Source organism: uncultured Roseovarius sp., from assembly GCF_947259555.1.
Taxonomy (GTDB): domain Bacteria; phylum Pseudomonadota; class Alphaproteobacteria; order Rhodobacterales; family Rhodobacteraceae; genus Roseovarius.
Window position 1 is genome coordinate 1 of sequence record NZ_CAMYMD010000021.1, and the last position, 13,532, is coordinate 13,532.

General features: G+C 65.0%; 15 protein-coding genes and 5 pseudogenes. 11 read left to right on the forward strand and 9 right to left on the reverse strand.

Annotated elements, in window-relative coordinates; genetic code table 11:
* The first annotated feature begins 200 nt into the window (after positions 1-200).
* Positions 201-344 (forward strand): hypothetical protein, encoded by a 144-nt coding sequence (locus Q0X85_RS03145; RefSeq protein ID WP_297768878.1) that lies wholly within the window; start codon positions 201-203, stop codon positions 342-344.
* A 129-nt stretch (positions 345-473) separates the two neighbouring features.
* Positions 474-706, forward strand: a pseudogene (locus Q0X85_RS03150) (ISKra4 family transposase); the annotation flags it as partial.
* Between the two features lie 17 nt (positions 707-723).
* Here Q0X85_RS03150 and Q0X85_RS03155 read toward each other — a convergent pair.
* From Q0X85_RS03155 to Q0X85_RS03185, 7 genes and pseudogenes are all read right to left on the reverse strand, one after another.
* Positions 724-2,019, reverse strand: coding sequence for a lyase family protein (locus Q0X85_RS03155; protein WP_297768881.1), 1,296 nt, complete (start codon positions 2,017-2,019; stop codon positions 724-726).
* The gene (locus Q0X85_RS03160) at positions 2,016-2,849 is read right to left on the reverse strand and encodes a 3-keto-5-aminohexanoate cleavage protein (RefSeq protein ID WP_297768884.1); all 834 of its coding nucleotides are present in this window, start codon (positions 2,847-2,849) and stop codon (positions 2,016-2,018) included. Before Q0X85_RS03160 ends, Q0X85_RS03155 begins: the two co-directional genes overlap by 4 nt.
* A 9-nt stretch (positions 2,850-2,858) precedes the next feature.
* A complete protein-coding gene (gene pcaG / locus Q0X85_RS03165; protein WP_297768886.1) occupies positions 2,859-3,479 on the reverse strand; it encodes a protocatechuate 3,4-dioxygenase subunit alpha in 621 nt (206 codons plus the stop codon).
* Positions 3,479-4,201, reverse strand: coding sequence for a protocatechuate 3,4-dioxygenase subunit beta (gene pcaH / locus Q0X85_RS03170; protein ID WP_297768888.1), 723 nt, complete (start codon positions 4,199-4,201; stop codon positions 3,479-3,481). Before pcaH ends, pcaG begins: the two co-directional genes overlap by 1 nt.
* Entirely contained in the window at positions 4,198-4,590 is a 393-nt protein-coding gene (gene pcaC / locus Q0X85_RS03175) for a 4-carboxymuconolactone decarboxylase (RefSeq protein WP_297768891.1), read from the reverse strand. Before pcaC ends, pcaH begins: the two co-directional genes overlap by 4 nt.
* Positions 4,583-5,371, reverse strand: coding sequence for a 3-oxoadipate enol-lactonase (pcaD, locus tag Q0X85_RS03180; protein WP_297768894.1), 789 nt, complete (start codon positions 5,369-5,371; stop codon positions 4,583-4,585). The genes pcaC and pcaD overlap by 8 nt, the downstream gene beginning before the upstream one ends.
* Positions 5,372-5,403: 32 nt before the next feature.
* Positions 5,404-5,685, reverse strand: a pseudogene (locus tag Q0X85_RS03185) (FAD-dependent monooxygenase); the annotation flags it as partial.
* Between the two features lie 88 nt (positions 5,686-5,773).
* Between Q0X85_RS03185 and pcaQ the strand changes: the two are divergent.
* Positions 5,774-6,688 (forward strand): pca operon transcription factor PcaQ, encoded by a 915-nt coding sequence (gene pcaQ, locus Q0X85_RS03190; protein WP_297768897.1) that lies wholly within the window; start codon positions 5,774-5,776, stop codon positions 6,686-6,688.
* A 58-nt stretch (positions 6,689-6,746) separates the two neighbouring features.
* On the opposite strand, the gene Q0X85_RS03195 is transcribed toward pcaQ, so the two are convergent.
* Positions 6,747-7,286, reverse strand: coding sequence for a MarR family winged helix-turn-helix transcriptional regulator (locus Q0X85_RS03195; protein ID WP_297768900.1), 540 nt, complete (start codon positions 7,284-7,286; stop codon positions 6,747-6,749).
* Between the two features lie 116 nt (positions 7,287-7,402).
* Here Q0X85_RS03195 and Q0X85_RS03200 point away from each other — a divergent pair.
* The 4 genes and pseudogenes from Q0X85_RS03200 (at position 7,403) to Q0X85_RS03215 (ending at position 10,663) form a co-directional block, all read left to right on the forward strand.
* Positions 7,403-8,220 (forward strand): annotated as a pseudogene (locus Q0X85_RS03200) (MBL fold metallo-hydrolase).
* Between the two features lie 84 nt (positions 8,221-8,304).
* Positions 8,305-9,919 (forward strand): annotated as a pseudogene (locus Q0X85_RS03205) (FAD-dependent oxidoreductase).
* Between the two features lie 3 nt (positions 9,920-9,922).
* A complete protein-coding gene (locus Q0X85_RS03210; protein WP_297768902.1) occupies positions 9,923-10,105 on the forward strand; it encodes a DUF2783 domain-containing protein in 183 nt (60 codons plus the stop codon).
* A 7-nt stretch (positions 10,106-10,112) separates the two neighbouring features.
* A pseudogene (locus tag Q0X85_RS03215) lies at positions 10,113-10,663 on the forward strand (hypothetical protein).
* A gap of 154 nt (positions 10,664-10,817) precedes the next feature.
* Here the strand turns inward: Q0X85_RS03215 and Q0X85_RS03220 are convergent.
* Positions 10,818-11,495, reverse strand: a complete 678-nt coding sequence (locus Q0X85_RS03220; RefSeq protein WP_297768904.1) for a TetR/AcrR family transcriptional regulator — start codon at positions 11,493-11,495, stop codon at positions 10,818-10,820.
* A gap of 225 nt (positions 11,496-11,720) precedes the next feature.
* Here Q0X85_RS03220 and Q0X85_RS03225 point away from each other — a divergent pair, with 225 nt between their 5' ends.
* The 4 genes from Q0X85_RS03225 to Q0X85_RS03240 are packed head-to-tail and all read left to right on the forward strand — an operon-like array spanning position 11,721 to position 13,530.
* A complete protein-coding gene (locus tag Q0X85_RS03225; protein WP_297768907.1) occupies positions 11,721-11,828 on the forward strand; it encodes a twin-arginine translocation signal domain-containing protein in 108 nt (35 codons plus the stop codon).
* A 15-nt stretch (positions 11,829-11,843) separates the two neighbouring features.
* A complete protein-coding gene (locus Q0X85_RS03230) occupies positions 11,844-12,197 on the forward strand; it encodes an ABC transporter substrate-binding protein (protein WP_297768969.1) in 354 nt (117 codons plus the stop codon).
* 50 nt (positions 12,198-12,247) lie between these two features.
* On the forward strand, positions 12,248-13,012 hold the full coding sequence (locus Q0X85_RS03235) for an ABC transporter substrate-binding protein (protein WP_366129195.1): 765 nt from the start codon (positions 12,248-12,250) through the stop codon (positions 13,010-13,012).
* Complete coding sequence (locus tag Q0X85_RS03240; RefSeq protein WP_297768909.1) at positions 13,012-13,530, forward strand: ATP-binding cassette domain-containing protein; 519 nt, start codon at positions 13,012-13,014, stop codon at positions 13,528-13,530. Before Q0X85_RS03235 ends, Q0X85_RS03240 begins: the two co-directional genes overlap by 1 nt.
* Positions 13,531-13,532: the final 2 nt, after the last annotated feature.

Below are 13,532 nucleotides of genomic sequence, written 5' to 3' on the forward strand. Positions count from 1 at the left end.
CTCGGCGCGCTCGCGCTTGGCGAGGATGTCGCCACGGCCGGGCGACAGGGGGCCGAGCTCGCAGCAAAGGTCCTGGTGCATTACGGCGCGCGCGACGGTGCCGCGGCGCAGGCGATCGCGCTGCCCGCGGCCTAAACCCATCCCGGGGCGGTGCGCCGCCCCGGGGCGACACGATCCGACATCACGCAGAAGCCCCCGCCATGCGTGCCCCGCACCGGCCCGTGGCCGATGCCGGCGTCTTCACCGAGGCGCTGGCCTCGCGCGATCCCGAGATCGAGCTCATCGCCGCCGCGCCTGCAATGCCAGATCTGACGTCTTCCTACAGCGTTTCGACTTTTCGTTGAAACAGTCGTAACGCTGTCGTTCATTGCTTTAGGCGGGCCGCTTTCGCCTCTCGCTCACTTTTTCCGGACAGGTCGACCCCGGAACTGCAACGCCTTCAGGCGGAACTCGCGGCACGATATTCCTTCCGGGAAGCGGCTCTGCCAAACCTCGTGCGCGACGCTGTTGGGGGACAGGTCCGCCACATCCTCGACCGGTGGCATAGTTCGATGCGCGTTCAACATGTCGAGGCGCGGTGAAGGGCCTCCTGCAAGCCCGGGGCCGGGAGCTTTGTTCATACCTTGCGAACAACATGGACAATCTGACCAACTACGGCCAGCGACATCGAAGCTGTCTTGCGATCTCTTCGTACCGGGCAGACGGCCGAATGACCCCCTAGTTTTACCCACTCCCGTCGGGCAGTCGGGCCTGTGTCTCCGCATCGCCGGTATTGTTTTCAGGCGCCAGAATACTTGGCCAATCATGGCCCGGGGCGAGCCGCGCCAACGCACCGGCGAGCGTTTCGCTGTCATTGGCGGCGATCCCGGCCAGCGCCTCCGACACAAGCTTCAGCGCCTTTTCCCGAGGCATGTGGCGGGCCAGATGGAACCCCGCCGCCTCGGCCAGCATTGCGCCGCGGTCGCCTGCGAAACTGGCATTGATCCGGTCCGGGCACGGGGCAAGGGCTTCGGCCAGCTCAAGCGCGTGGCGCAGCGCGGCGCCCGTGCGAATGATCATTTCGGGCAGCGTCTGCCATTCCAGTGCCAAGGCGGAACCATCGCGTTCCTGCGCGTGGATCATGGCCTGATACAGCGTGCCGGCGGCACCGGCGTTCAGGCGGGCGATGCCGACCAGAGCTTCGGCCGCGACCGGGTTGGATTTTTGCGGCATGGTGGATGACCCGCCGCCGGGTCCCGCGCTGACTTCGCCAATCCCGGACTGCCCGAGCAAGACCAGATCGGCACCGAATTTACCAAGCGTGCCCGAGACCAGCGCCAGCCAGCCACCAAGTTCCGCCATGCCGTCACGGGCCGCGTGCCACGGAATGGCCTGCGCGCCAAGGTCAAGCTCGGCGGCCAGTGCCTCGCGGACGTCCGGCATGCGCGGTGCCAGCGCCGCGCCAGTCCCCGCCGCGCCATAAAGCGAGACATTCAGCAATCGCGGGCGCAACTCCGATAGCCGCGCCAGATGCCGGGCCAGAGGCGCGCGCCACACGGCAATCTTGGCCCCCAGCGTGGTCGGGGCGGCGATCTGGAAACGCGTGCGGGCCGGAATCGGCTGATCGGCATAGCGCGCCGCTTTCAGGGTAAAGATTTTATCAAGCCTGCCAAGCCGCCCCTCAAGAACTACCAGCGCCTCACGCAGTTGCAGAACCAGGCCGCTATCCTGAATATCCTGCGACGTGGCCCCGAAATGCGCCCGGGCCGCATCCTCGCCGCACGCCATTTTCAGCGCCCCGGCAACGGATTGCGCGGCGATGCCCGACATCGCGGTGGCCGCCGTCAGGCTTGCCGGATCGGGGCTCAGCGCCTCTGCCGTCGACGAAATCGACCTGGCCGACGCCTCGGGGATTATTCCAAGCGCGCCCTGCACCCGCGCCAGCGCGGCCTCTACCCGCAACATCGCCGCCACCTGGGCCGGCGCCGACAGGATACCGCGCAGCTTATCGTCGCCAAAAAGGCCGTCATTCAGTGTCATGTGCTCCGCAGCCCCAGTATTTCGCGGGCCTTCCGCCAGTTTGCGACAGGGCGGTCGTATCTGTCGCACAGTTCCACGGCGCGCCTGACCAGCGCGGCGTTCGAGGGGGCCAGCCGATCACGGTCCAGCCGCACATTGTCTTCCAGCCCCGTCCGGGCATGGCCGCCGGACGAGATCGACCATTCGTTGATGACCATCTGGCCGCCGCCGATACCCGCCGCACACCACGGCGCATCCTCGCCAAACAGGCGCTTGACCGTGCGGATGTAAAAATCGAACACCTCGCGGTCCACCGGCATGGCATTCCTGACGCCCATAACGAATTGCACATAGGGCGTCTCCCTGATCCGGCCGTCATCATGCATTTTCGCGGCCTGAAAGATGTGGGACAGATCGAAGGCCTCGATTTCCGGCTTGACGTCCCGGGCGCGCATCTCCGCAGCCAGCCAATCTACCAGATCGGGCGGGTTTTCATAGACCCGAGCGGGAAAATTGTTCGAGCCAACGGACAGCGAGGCCATATCCGGCGCAAGCCCCAGCATGCCCCCGCGCTCCGGCCCCGCGCTGGAACGGCCGCCGGTCGAAAGCTGTATGATCATGCCGGGGCAATATTTTTCCAGCCCCTCCTTCAGCGCGGCAAAGCGCCCGGGGTCGCTGGTCGGCTTGCCGGCGTCGTCGCGGACATGGCAATGCGCGATGGTGGCGCCCGCCTCGAACGCCTCCTGGGTGGACTCGACCTGTTCGGCGATGGTGATCGGCACCGCCGGGTTGTTCTCCTTGGTCGGGACGGAGCCGGTGATGGCCACGCAGATGATGCAGGGGGCGGTCATGATCAAACCTCAGATGTCGAAGAAAACTGTCTCGTCATCGCCTTGCAGGCGGATGTCGAAACGATAGACGGGGGCGCCGTCCCGCTCCGCCCTGGCGGCGATCAGGGTGGCGCGGCGCCTCTCCCATTCAATCAGGTTAATGGTCGGGTCGGCGGCGTTGGCGGCGTCTTCGTCGCTGAAATACATCCGCGTGTTCAGGCCGATATTGATGCCGCGCGCGACAATCCAGAAGTTCAGATGCGGCGCCATCATGCGTCCGCCCCGCCCCATTGCCGCGCCCGGCTTCACGGTGTCGAACCCCCATTCGCCGGTCTCGAAATCGGTGATGACACGGCCCCAGCCGCGAAACCCCTCTTCGACCGGGCCGCCGCCTTCGGGATGGGCGTAACAGCCGGCGGCATTGGCCTGCCAGACCTCCAGCAGCACATCCTTGACAGGCGAACCCGTGCCGTCGATCACCTGCCCCTCAACCCGGATGCGTTCGCCCTGGGCATTCGGTCCGGCAATGTCATGGCCAAGTTCCTCGCGATAGATGTCAAAGCCAGCCGCCCCCGGTGCCAGCCCGATATGGACAAAGGGGCCGGCGGTTTGCGAGGCGGTTTCGCGCAGATATTCCAGTTTTTGCGGCATCAGTTTCCCTCCAGCCGGTTTTCGAACAGGGTCGAACGGCGGCCGCGCAGAACGATGTCGAACTTGTAGGCGATGGAGTCCAGCGGCACCGTCGCATTCAGGTCCAGCTTCGCGATCAGTTGCTCGATCGCGTCCGGGTCCGGGATCGTCTTGACAATGGGGCAGTGCGGGATCAGCGGGTCGCCCTCGAAATAAAGCTGCGTGATCAACCGCTGTGCAAAGCCGGACCCGAAGACCGAAAAGTGAATATGCGCGGGGCGCCAGTTATTAACCCAGTTGCGCCACGGATACGCGCCGGGCTTGACGGTGCGAAAGACGTAATAACCGTTGGCGTCGGTCAGCGTTCGGCCGCAGCCGCCGAAATTCGGGTCGAGCGCGCCAAGATACTGGTCCTTGCGGTGCCGGTAGCGGCCCGAGGCATTGGCCTGCCAGATCTCGACCAGCGTATCCGGCACCGGGCGCGTATTCTCGTCCAGCACCCGGCCATGCACGATAATCCGCTCGCCCACAGGGTCGCCCGCCGTGGCGTAATTGCGCAGCAGGTCGTTATCCACCGGGTCGATATCATTATGGCCAAACACCGGCCCGGTGATCTCACTGATGGAATTTTCCAGTGAAATCAGAGAATAACGCGGGCTTCGCGCCACCGATGTCTTGTAATCCGGCACCAGTGCGGGCGGCTGCAAGGTCCGGTCGCGCTGATAGTATTCGGCGGGTTTCATTGGTTGGCCTCCTGTTCGGCGTCCATTTCGGTATAGGTTTCCTTGGCCAGTTTCAGCGCATGGTTGGCGCGGGGCACCCCGGCATAGATGGCAACATGCTGAAAAGCCTCCTGCACGTCCTTCCGGGTGGCGCCGGTGCGCGCCGTTGCACGGATATGCATGGGAATCTCCTCGAAATTCCCGGTCGCGGCCAACAGCGCCAGCGTCAGCATCGAGCGGTCGCGACGGCTGAGGCCGTCACTGGCCCAGACTGTGCCCCATGCGCAGCGGGTGATCAGGTCCTGAAAGGGCTGGTCGAAATCGGTTTGCACCGTTCTGGCGCGGTTCACATGGTCGTCGCCCAGAACCTCGCGCCGAACCTGTACGCCACGGATCAAACTGTCAGACATGCCCAAGCTCCTTCAGAAAACGAATTAGAATATCGGCATAGGCTTTGGGCGCTTCGACACAGGGAAGATGCCCCGCACCGGCCATAACCTCCAGCCGCGCCGCCGTGATCAGGTTGGCGGTGGCCTGCACCGTTTCGGGCGGCGTCGCGCCGTCGGCACCGCCGCCGATCAGCTGCACCGGCAGGGCCAGCTTTGCGGTGGCGTGCCGCAGATCGGCCGCAGCGATCGCCTCGCAACAGGCAATATAACCCGCCACCGACTGGCGTTCCAGCATCCGCCGCCACGGCGCATCCGCCCCCGAGGCCCGGAACGCAGGGGAAAACCAGCGGTCCATCGTGGGCTCGGCAATCGCCCGGATACCGCCGTCGCGGATCGCGCCGATACGGGCTTGCCACACCTCCGCGTCGCCAATTTTCGCGGCACTGTTCGAAATCACCAGCCCCCGCAGCAAACCGCCGCGCCGCGCCGCCAGCGATTGCCCGACAAGGCCGCCGATCGAAAGCCCCACGAAAACCACGTCCGACAGGCTAAGATGGCCGATCAGCCCGGCCACGTCATCGGCAAGTTGGCCGATGCTGTAGGGGCCGGGGGTTTCCTGTGACAGGCCATGCCCGCGCATGTCATAGCGCACCAGCCGCAGCCCGGGCGGCAAATGCGGCAGCAAGGCATCCCACAACCGGAAATCCGTCCCCAGGGAATTGGCGAAAACCACCGCCTTGCCGTCCCTTGGCCCCTGATCCGCATAATGCAACTCGGCCCCGTTCACTGTGGCTGTCCTCATCGGTTAGGCAACCCCACATAATTTTCGGCGACCTTTCCAGTCAGTTGTTTGAAATCAACGTGAAACACCTCGCCGGAAACGGCGATCCGGGTGCTATCGTGCACATGGCACCCGGCATGCAGCCGACCCGCCACACCGGCTTCCTGCAAGAGATCGACAAGACCGTTTTCCAGACCCCCCGCCCGGATGCGGCCCAGCACATGGTCGCGGGTCTTGCGCTCCAGCACCACCGCGTCGATACCGCGAAGATGCAAGAGCTGCCCCAACAGCAACCCCGAGGGGGCCCCGCCGAAGATGGCGACTTGTGTGCGCATGCTTTCCTCCCATTTCGGTCAATATCATTTATAGAAAATGCCAAGTAAAATGATATAATCGTCGATATACTTGTCAGTTTTGGAAACCATGGATCGCCGCATCAAGATACGCCACTTGCAGGCCCTGACCGAGATCGTCCGGCAAGGCAGCATGAAACGCGCCGCCGAACGGCTGTTCCTGACGCAGCCCGCGATCTCGCGCACGTTGTCGGAACTGGAAGAGATCGTCGGGGCGGAGCTGCTGAGGCGGGGCCGCGGCGGCGTTTCCCTGACCGCGCAGGGAGAGTTCTTTCACGGCTATGCTCAATCCAGCCTGTCCGCCCTGGAGCAGGGCCTCGCGGGGATCGGGGAGGCGGGGCGTGAAGGGGCCATGCAATTGCGCGTGGGGGCGTTGCCGTCGGTCGCGGCGCGGCTGATGCCCGAGGCCGTCACCCAGCTTACGAGCCTGGCGCCCGAGTTGCGCCTGACCATCGCGGATGGCTCGCACGGGCAACTGACGGGGATGCTGCGGGCCGGCGATCTGGATCTTGTCATCGGCCGTCTGGGCGCGCCGGAAACGATGCGCGGGCTCAGTTTTACCCAGCTGTATCTTGAGGAGGTCGCCGTCGTGGTGCGCCCCGGCCATCCGATCCTCGCCGATCCCGATCTGCGCCGGATCGTGGAGTGGCCGGTGATCTACCCCGCGCCATGGGCCGCGATCCGGCCCTTTGTCGAGCGGCTGTTGATTGCCGAAGGGGTGCCGATGCCGGCGCGCCGGATCGAGACCGTCTCGGGCGCGTTCGGGCGCGCCTATATGCCGGGCAGCGATGCGATATGGTTCATTTCCGCCGGTGTCGTGGCACGTGAGGTCGAGCAGGGGCAGCTTGTCCGCCTGCCGGTTGCCACGGGGCTGACGGAAGGCCCGGTCGGGCTGATGATACGGACGGATGAGGCCGAGACCCTCGCGGTCCAGTTCTTCGTGCAAGCCGTGGGTCGGGCCGTCGCACGGTTGGGCCTGGCCTGAATGCGGCGCGTCTCGGCGGGCGGAAGGCCCGGCCCGCGATACCTCTTCCTGTCCGGGCTCAGGGTGTCCGGTCGATGGTCGCGTCATTCGGTGCGGATGCATCGCCTGCGTCCGGCGGCTGCGGCAGGTCGAGGACGGAACGCGGGCGCGCCTCGGGGTCGGCATCCAATACCCGGTGCAGCTTTTCGATGATCGTGTCGAGCGCGGCGCAGTCGGCATCGCTCAGCGCCGCGAGCAGCCGCGCCTCATAGTCCACGGTGGGCGGGACGATCCGGTCAAGCAGGTGCCAGCCTTCGGGGCTGAGCGAGATCGCCAGCAGGCGCTGGTCGGTGGGGCTGCCGGTTTTCTGCACCAGCCCCGCCGTTTCCAGCCGGGTCACCGCACGGCTGACGCGGGATTTGTCGAGATTCACGCAATTGTGGATCTCGCGCACCGAAACCTCGCGGCAGCGCGCCAGGTGCACCATCACCCGCCATTCGGCCACCGACAGCCCCGCCTCGGCGCCGTAGATCGCCGAGAGGCGGCGGCTGATTCGCTCGGACAGGACCGCAAGCCGGTAGGGCAGAAAGCGGGCTAGTCGGAAGTCGTCGATACCCATCTGCGGGAGATCCTTGCAGTTTGTTGCATTTGCAACGATATCGTGGGGCAAGACCGACGGAAAGGGGCAAGTGGCCGCACCGTCACAACGCGCGATCTGCACGGGAGAACCGAATCATGGCAAAGGCATTCGCGTCCCAGGGGACATGACCGAAAAAGAGATTTCCTTTACCGAGGTGGGTGAGGGGCTGTGGGCCTTCACCGCCGAGGGAGACCCCAATTCCGGCGTCATCATCGGCGATGATTCGGTGATGATCGTCGAGGCACAGGCGACGCCGCGCCTGGCGAACAAGGTGATCGGATGCATCCGCGAGGTGACCGACAAGCCGATCAGCCATGTGGCGCTGACCCATTATCACGCGGTGCGGGTGCTGGGCGCCTCGGCCTATAGTGCCGGGCAGGTGATCATGTCGGACGTGGCCCGGTCGATGGTGGTCGAGCGCGGACAGGAGGACTGGGACGGCGAGTTCCAGCGCTTCCCGCGTCTGTTCGAGGAACATGAGAGCATTCCGGGGCTGACTTGGCCCACCACGATCTTTTCCGATGCGATGACAGTCTACCCGGGCAACCGGCGGGTGGATATCATGCATCCGGGCCGTGCCCATACGGCGGGCGACGCGGTGATCCACTTGCCGGGCCGGGGCGATGCGCTGGTGGGCAAGAACATGGTGAACGCGGCGCTGGAAAATACCCGCGATTTCGTGGACAGCACCTATCGGCCCCTGGCGCGGGTGGCGGCGCGCGGGGGCTCGCTCAAGGACGCCTGAAATGCGGTGCGCGCGGAATGCGATCCCAAATTCGCCGACTATGCGATCTATGGACATTGCCTGCCCTTCAACGTGGCCCGCGCCTATGACGAGGCGCGCGGGATCGACACACCGCGGATCTGGACCGTCGCGCGCGATCTGGAGATGTGGGAGCAGTTGCAGGGGTAAGGCGATGCGCGATCCGTTCCTGATCATGGTCCTCAGAGCGTATCGCGGCCTATTTCACGGACTGATCCTCGGGGAGGAGGCGGAGTGAACCGGATAACCGACAAGAAGAGCTTCGAGGTGCCGCTTTATGCCTATGAACGATCCCCGGATCAGGACGCCGCGACCCCGGCGTGCCGCAAGGTGGTGGTGATTGGGGCGGGGCCCATCGGGCTGGCGGCCACCATCGACCCGGCGCAGCAGGGGATCGAGGTGGTGGTTCTGGACGACAACGACAAGGTCAGCTTCGGCAGCCGCGCGATCTGTTTCGCCAAGCGCCCGCTGGATATCCTGGACCGGCTCGGCTGTGGTCACGACATGGTGGAAAAGGGCGTCGAGTGGGACCTTGGCAAGGTCTTCTTCGACAGCCGCAAGGTCTATGAATTCGACCACTTGCCAGAGGGCGGGCACGAGTTTCCCGCCTTCATCAACCTGCAGCAGTATTATTTCGAGAAATATCTGGTGAACCGGGTCCGCGCGTTGCAGGCCGCCGGCGCTCCGATCGAGCTCCAGGGGGCAACACAGTGCTGCGGGTCACCGACAAGGGTGATCATGTCAACCTGGCTGTCGGCACCCCCGAGGGCGAATACAAGCTGGAAACCGACTGGCTGATCGCCTGCGACGGGGCCGGGTCCGAGACCCGCAAGATGCTGGCGCTCGACTTCGTGGGCCGCGTCTTCGAGGACAACTTCCTGATCGCCGATGTGGTGATGGAGGCCGATTTCCCGACCGAACGCTGGTTCTGGTTCGACCCGCCGTTCAACCGGGGCCAGTCGGCGCTGCTGCACAAGCAGCCCGACGGCGTTTGGCGGATCGACCTGCAACTGGGCTGGGACATTGACAAGGAAGAAGAGAAAAACCCGAGAACGTCATTCCGCGCCTGAAAGCCATGCTTGGAGAGGATATGACGTTCGAGCTGGAATGGGTCTCGATCTACAGCTTCCAGTGCCGCCGGATGGAAAAGTTCCGCCACAACCGGGTGATCTTTGCGGGTGATTCCGCCCATCAGGTCAGCCCGTTCGGCGCGCTTGGGGCGAATTCCGGGGTGCAGGACACCGACAACCTGGCGTGGAAGCTGAAACTGGTGATAGAGGGCACCGCGCCCGAAAGCCTGCTGGACAGCTATGATAACGAACGCATTCTCGGCGCCGACGAGAATATCCTGAATTCCTCTCGCTCCACGGATTTCATCACGCCGAAGTCCGATATGAGCCGGATCTTGCGCGATGCCGTGCTGGACCTGTCCGAGCATTACGAATTCGCCCGGCCGCTGGTGAATTCGGGCCGGCTCAGCGTGCCCTGCGTCTATGACGGCTCAGCCCTGAACACGCCCGACGCGCTGCCCGACGGGTCGTCGCGCTCGCGCCCCGGTGCGACCTGTGCCGACGCTCCGCTGGACGACGACCACCTGCTATCCGGGCTTGACGGGCGTTTCACGATGCTGACCATTGGGGCCGATGCGCCCGAAAGCCTCCCGGTCGGGGAGCTGACTGTGGACCGGCTGGCGGTGCAGGCGACGCCGGAGATCCGGAAGCGATACCTCGGCGATGCCGGAGCCGCCGTCTATCTGATCCGTCCCGACCAGCATGTCGCCGCGCGCTGGTCGGCATATGACGAGACCGCCGTCCAGACCGCCGTGGCGCGCGCCATCGGCAGGGAGTGAGCCATGCCCGACCTGATCCTGACGCCCAACATTCCCGGCGCGGACGATTTCTACGCCGAGTTGCTGGCCGCCCACGAGGGCCGGTCGAAGGCCGCGAGCGACGCGCTCAACGCCCGGCTGGTGCTGGTGCTGGCCCTGCTGGCCTTTGACGCGGCGCGCCCGGAACACCAACCCGATGCCGAGTGAGGACAGCATGACAGCCTTTCGCCGCTCCTGGGTGGAAAGTGCCAATTCCGCCGAAACCGAATTCCCCCTGAACAAACTGCCCTACGGGGTGTTTTCCACTGACGGCTCCGGCCCGCGCTGCGGCGTGGCCATCGGCGACCAGATCGTCGATGTGACGGCGCTGGAGGAGGCGGCCACCCTGACCGCTGGCGAGTCGCCCGTCTTCGCGCGGTCTTCGTGGAATGCCTTCATGGAGCTGGGGCCAGAAGCGTGGGCCGAGTTTCGCGATGCGCTGACGGCGCTGTTGACCGAAGGCTCGACGCTGCGGATGCGGGTGGAGCCCTGCTGGGTTCCGGCACGATTTCCGGGCCGACCAGGCCCGAGCGTGGCTCGCTGCTGGAGCTAAGCTGGGGCGGGAAGGAGCCGCTGGCGCTGGACACGGGCGAAACCCGGAGCTTCCTTGAGGATGGCGATACGCTGACGTTGGCGGGTGCCGCCAGGGGCGACGGGCTGCGCGTGGGATTCGGGCTTTGCGCGGGTAAGGTGCTGTCGGCGCTGGAGCATCCCTACAAGCGGTAAGCGCCGGATACAGAACGGGAAACGCGAAAGGTCTGCCGAGGGGCAGGCCCTTTTTCGGACCGGGGGCTTCGGCGGATGGGAATTCCGCGTGCCCGGGGAATTGCATCTGACGTTTCCGCCAGCAGCCTGACCGGCCGCGTGATCCGCTTTGCCTTCAGGTCGCCCCGTGGAAGATGCCGGAGAGCCAGTCGGCATCGGGCGGGGTGCGCAGCAGCGGAATGACCGACAACCGCGCCAGAGTCTCGGCCTCCGGCAGCTCCAGCGAGGTGCCGGAGGCGTGGTCGAAATCGAGCCCCTGTGTCGTGTAGGATGCCAGCCCGTGCGGTGCCAGGATCAGGTAGCCCGCGATGCGCCCGGGATCGCCGGGAATGAGTATGCCCTCGCGCTGGCACCGCTCGATCGCCTGAAAGAGCGTTTCAAGGGAATCGGCGTTGAAACGATTGCGGGCGCCGACTTCGTTGTTCGCCCCCCGGAAGCTGGCGAACATCAGCGAAAAGAACCCGGCATTCTCCCGCGCGAAACGCACATAGGCCGTGCCGATAGCATTCAGCTGATCGAGGGCGGTCGCGGGCGCCCGGCCCTGCGCCTCGGCCTGATAGCTGCGCAGCTTGTCGAAACCGCGCTCCATGAGCGCGTCGAGCAGCGCGGACTTGTCCTTGAAATGGCGATAGACCGACGGGTGCGTGACACCCACGGTCCGGGCAAGTTCCCGCAGCGAAAAATGCGGGCCATTGCGTTCAACCATCAGGTCAAGCGCGGCGTCCATCAGGGCCTTGGGCAGATCGTTGTGATGATAGCCGTCGGTTTTCGCGCTCTTCTGGGTGGCTACCATTACGGCCTCCTGTCCTGATTTGTCGTCCGTCCGGCCCGGTTATTTGCCATCGGCTTATGCTATGGCGCCGGGTCACACAAGCCGCGGGGCGGATCGTCAAGAGGGGTTAATGCAAAGAATCGTTGACGTGTGTATATCTTTTGCGGAAAAGTTACCAGTGGTAGCATACGATGCCGACAAGAAGTCGCACACCCAAGAAAATGCCGCAGGACAGGGAGAGAGAACATGACCATCAACGATAGCCGCTGGGGCGTATCCCGCCGAGGCGTTCTGGGATACGGGGCGGCGGCAACCGTCAGCGGGCTTTTTGCACCAGCTATCGCCTGCGCATAAGGGTCCACGGTCAAAATCGGATATATCGGGTCGCTGTCGGGTTTCCGGTCAGCCTTTGGCGAGACGGAATCCTGGACCATCGAGCGGATGAAGCGGCATCTGGCGAACGGGCTGAGCCATAACGGCAAGACTTATGACGTCGAACTGGTGATCCGCGACAACCAGTCCGACGTGAACCGCTCGGCCACCGTCGCGCAAGAGCTGGTGCTGCGCGAACGCTGCAACCTGATTCTGGTACAGGACGGCGCCGCGGCGATTGCCATTGGCGAGCTGGCCGATGCGCGCCGGGTGCCGACGATCTCGACCATGATGCCCTGGCAAGGCTGGATGTTCCCGCGTGGCGGCAATCCGGACAAGGGCTTCCCCTAAACGTTCCACTTCTTTGCCGGGTCGGACACGGTGCTGACCATTTTGTCCAGATGTTCGACATGCTGGATACCAACACGCAGGTTGGCACGCTTTACCTCGACACCCCCGCCGGACAGGGCCTGATGCATTCCAAGGCCGGTCTGCCGGCGGCGCTGAAGGCCGGTGGCTATGACGAGATCACCGCGGGCAAGTTCCAGGAAGCGACCAACGACTTTTCCTGCGCCGTCGCCCAGTTCCGCGAGGCGCAGGCGGATATCCTGTCGGGCTTCATGTATCCCAACCACTTCATTCCGTTCTGGAACCAGGTGGCCCAGGCAGGGCTGACTCCCAAGGCCTGTGCGATGGCGGCGGCGTTCCTGTTCCCCGGCCCGCTGGCCGCCCTGGGCGATACCGTCGACGGGCTGGCGACCGAAGTCTGGTGGACGCCGCGCTTTCCGTTCGGGTCGTCGATCGCGGGTCAGTCGGCCGGTGATCTGGCCGCCGAGTGGGAAACCGATACCGGCGCACAGTGGACGCAGCCGCTGGGCTATGGCCATGCGCTGTGGGAGGTCGGGCTGGCGGCGATTGCCAATGCCGCAGATCCGCTCGACCCCGATTCGCTGCGCGACGGCATCGCCGAGCTTCAAGCCAAGACCGTGGCGGGTCCGGTCGATTTCGCCCACAGCCCGGTCAAGAGCGTGGCGATGACCGGTATCGGCGGCGGCCAGTGGCGCACGCTCGGGGGCAAGCATCCCTATGAATTGCAGGTGGTGAACAACGCCACCATGCCGCAAATCGCGCCGGATGCCGAAATGATCCCGTTGGGCGGTGCCTGATGACGCGGCCGGAAACGGTATTGCTGCAGGTTCAGGGGGCGACAAAGCGGTTCGGGGCTATCCGTGCCGTGGATGGGGTCGACCTGGACCTGCGGATCGGCGAAAGCGTCGGGCTGATCGGGCCGAACGGTGCCGGCAAGAGCACCTTGCTGGCGCTGCTGGCGTGCGATCATTCGATCAGCGACGGCAGCCTGAGCTTTGAGGGGCGCGATGTGACACGCATGGCGCCGCATGCAAGGGTCGTCGCCGGCATCGCCCGCGCCGCGCAGATCCCGCAATGCTTCGCCCGGCTCAGCGTGCATGACAACGTGTTGCTGTCGGCCCTGTTCGGGGCCGGCCTGCATCGCCAGGACGCCGAAGGCTGCTGCGCCGACACCCTGCGGCAGGTGGGGCTTGGCGACAAGGCGGGCACGATGGCCGGGGCGCTCGGGCTTCTGGATCGCAAGCGGCTGGAACTGGCCAAGGCGGTGGCGGCACGCCCGCGCGTGTTGCTGCCGGACGATATCGCTGCACATTGAGG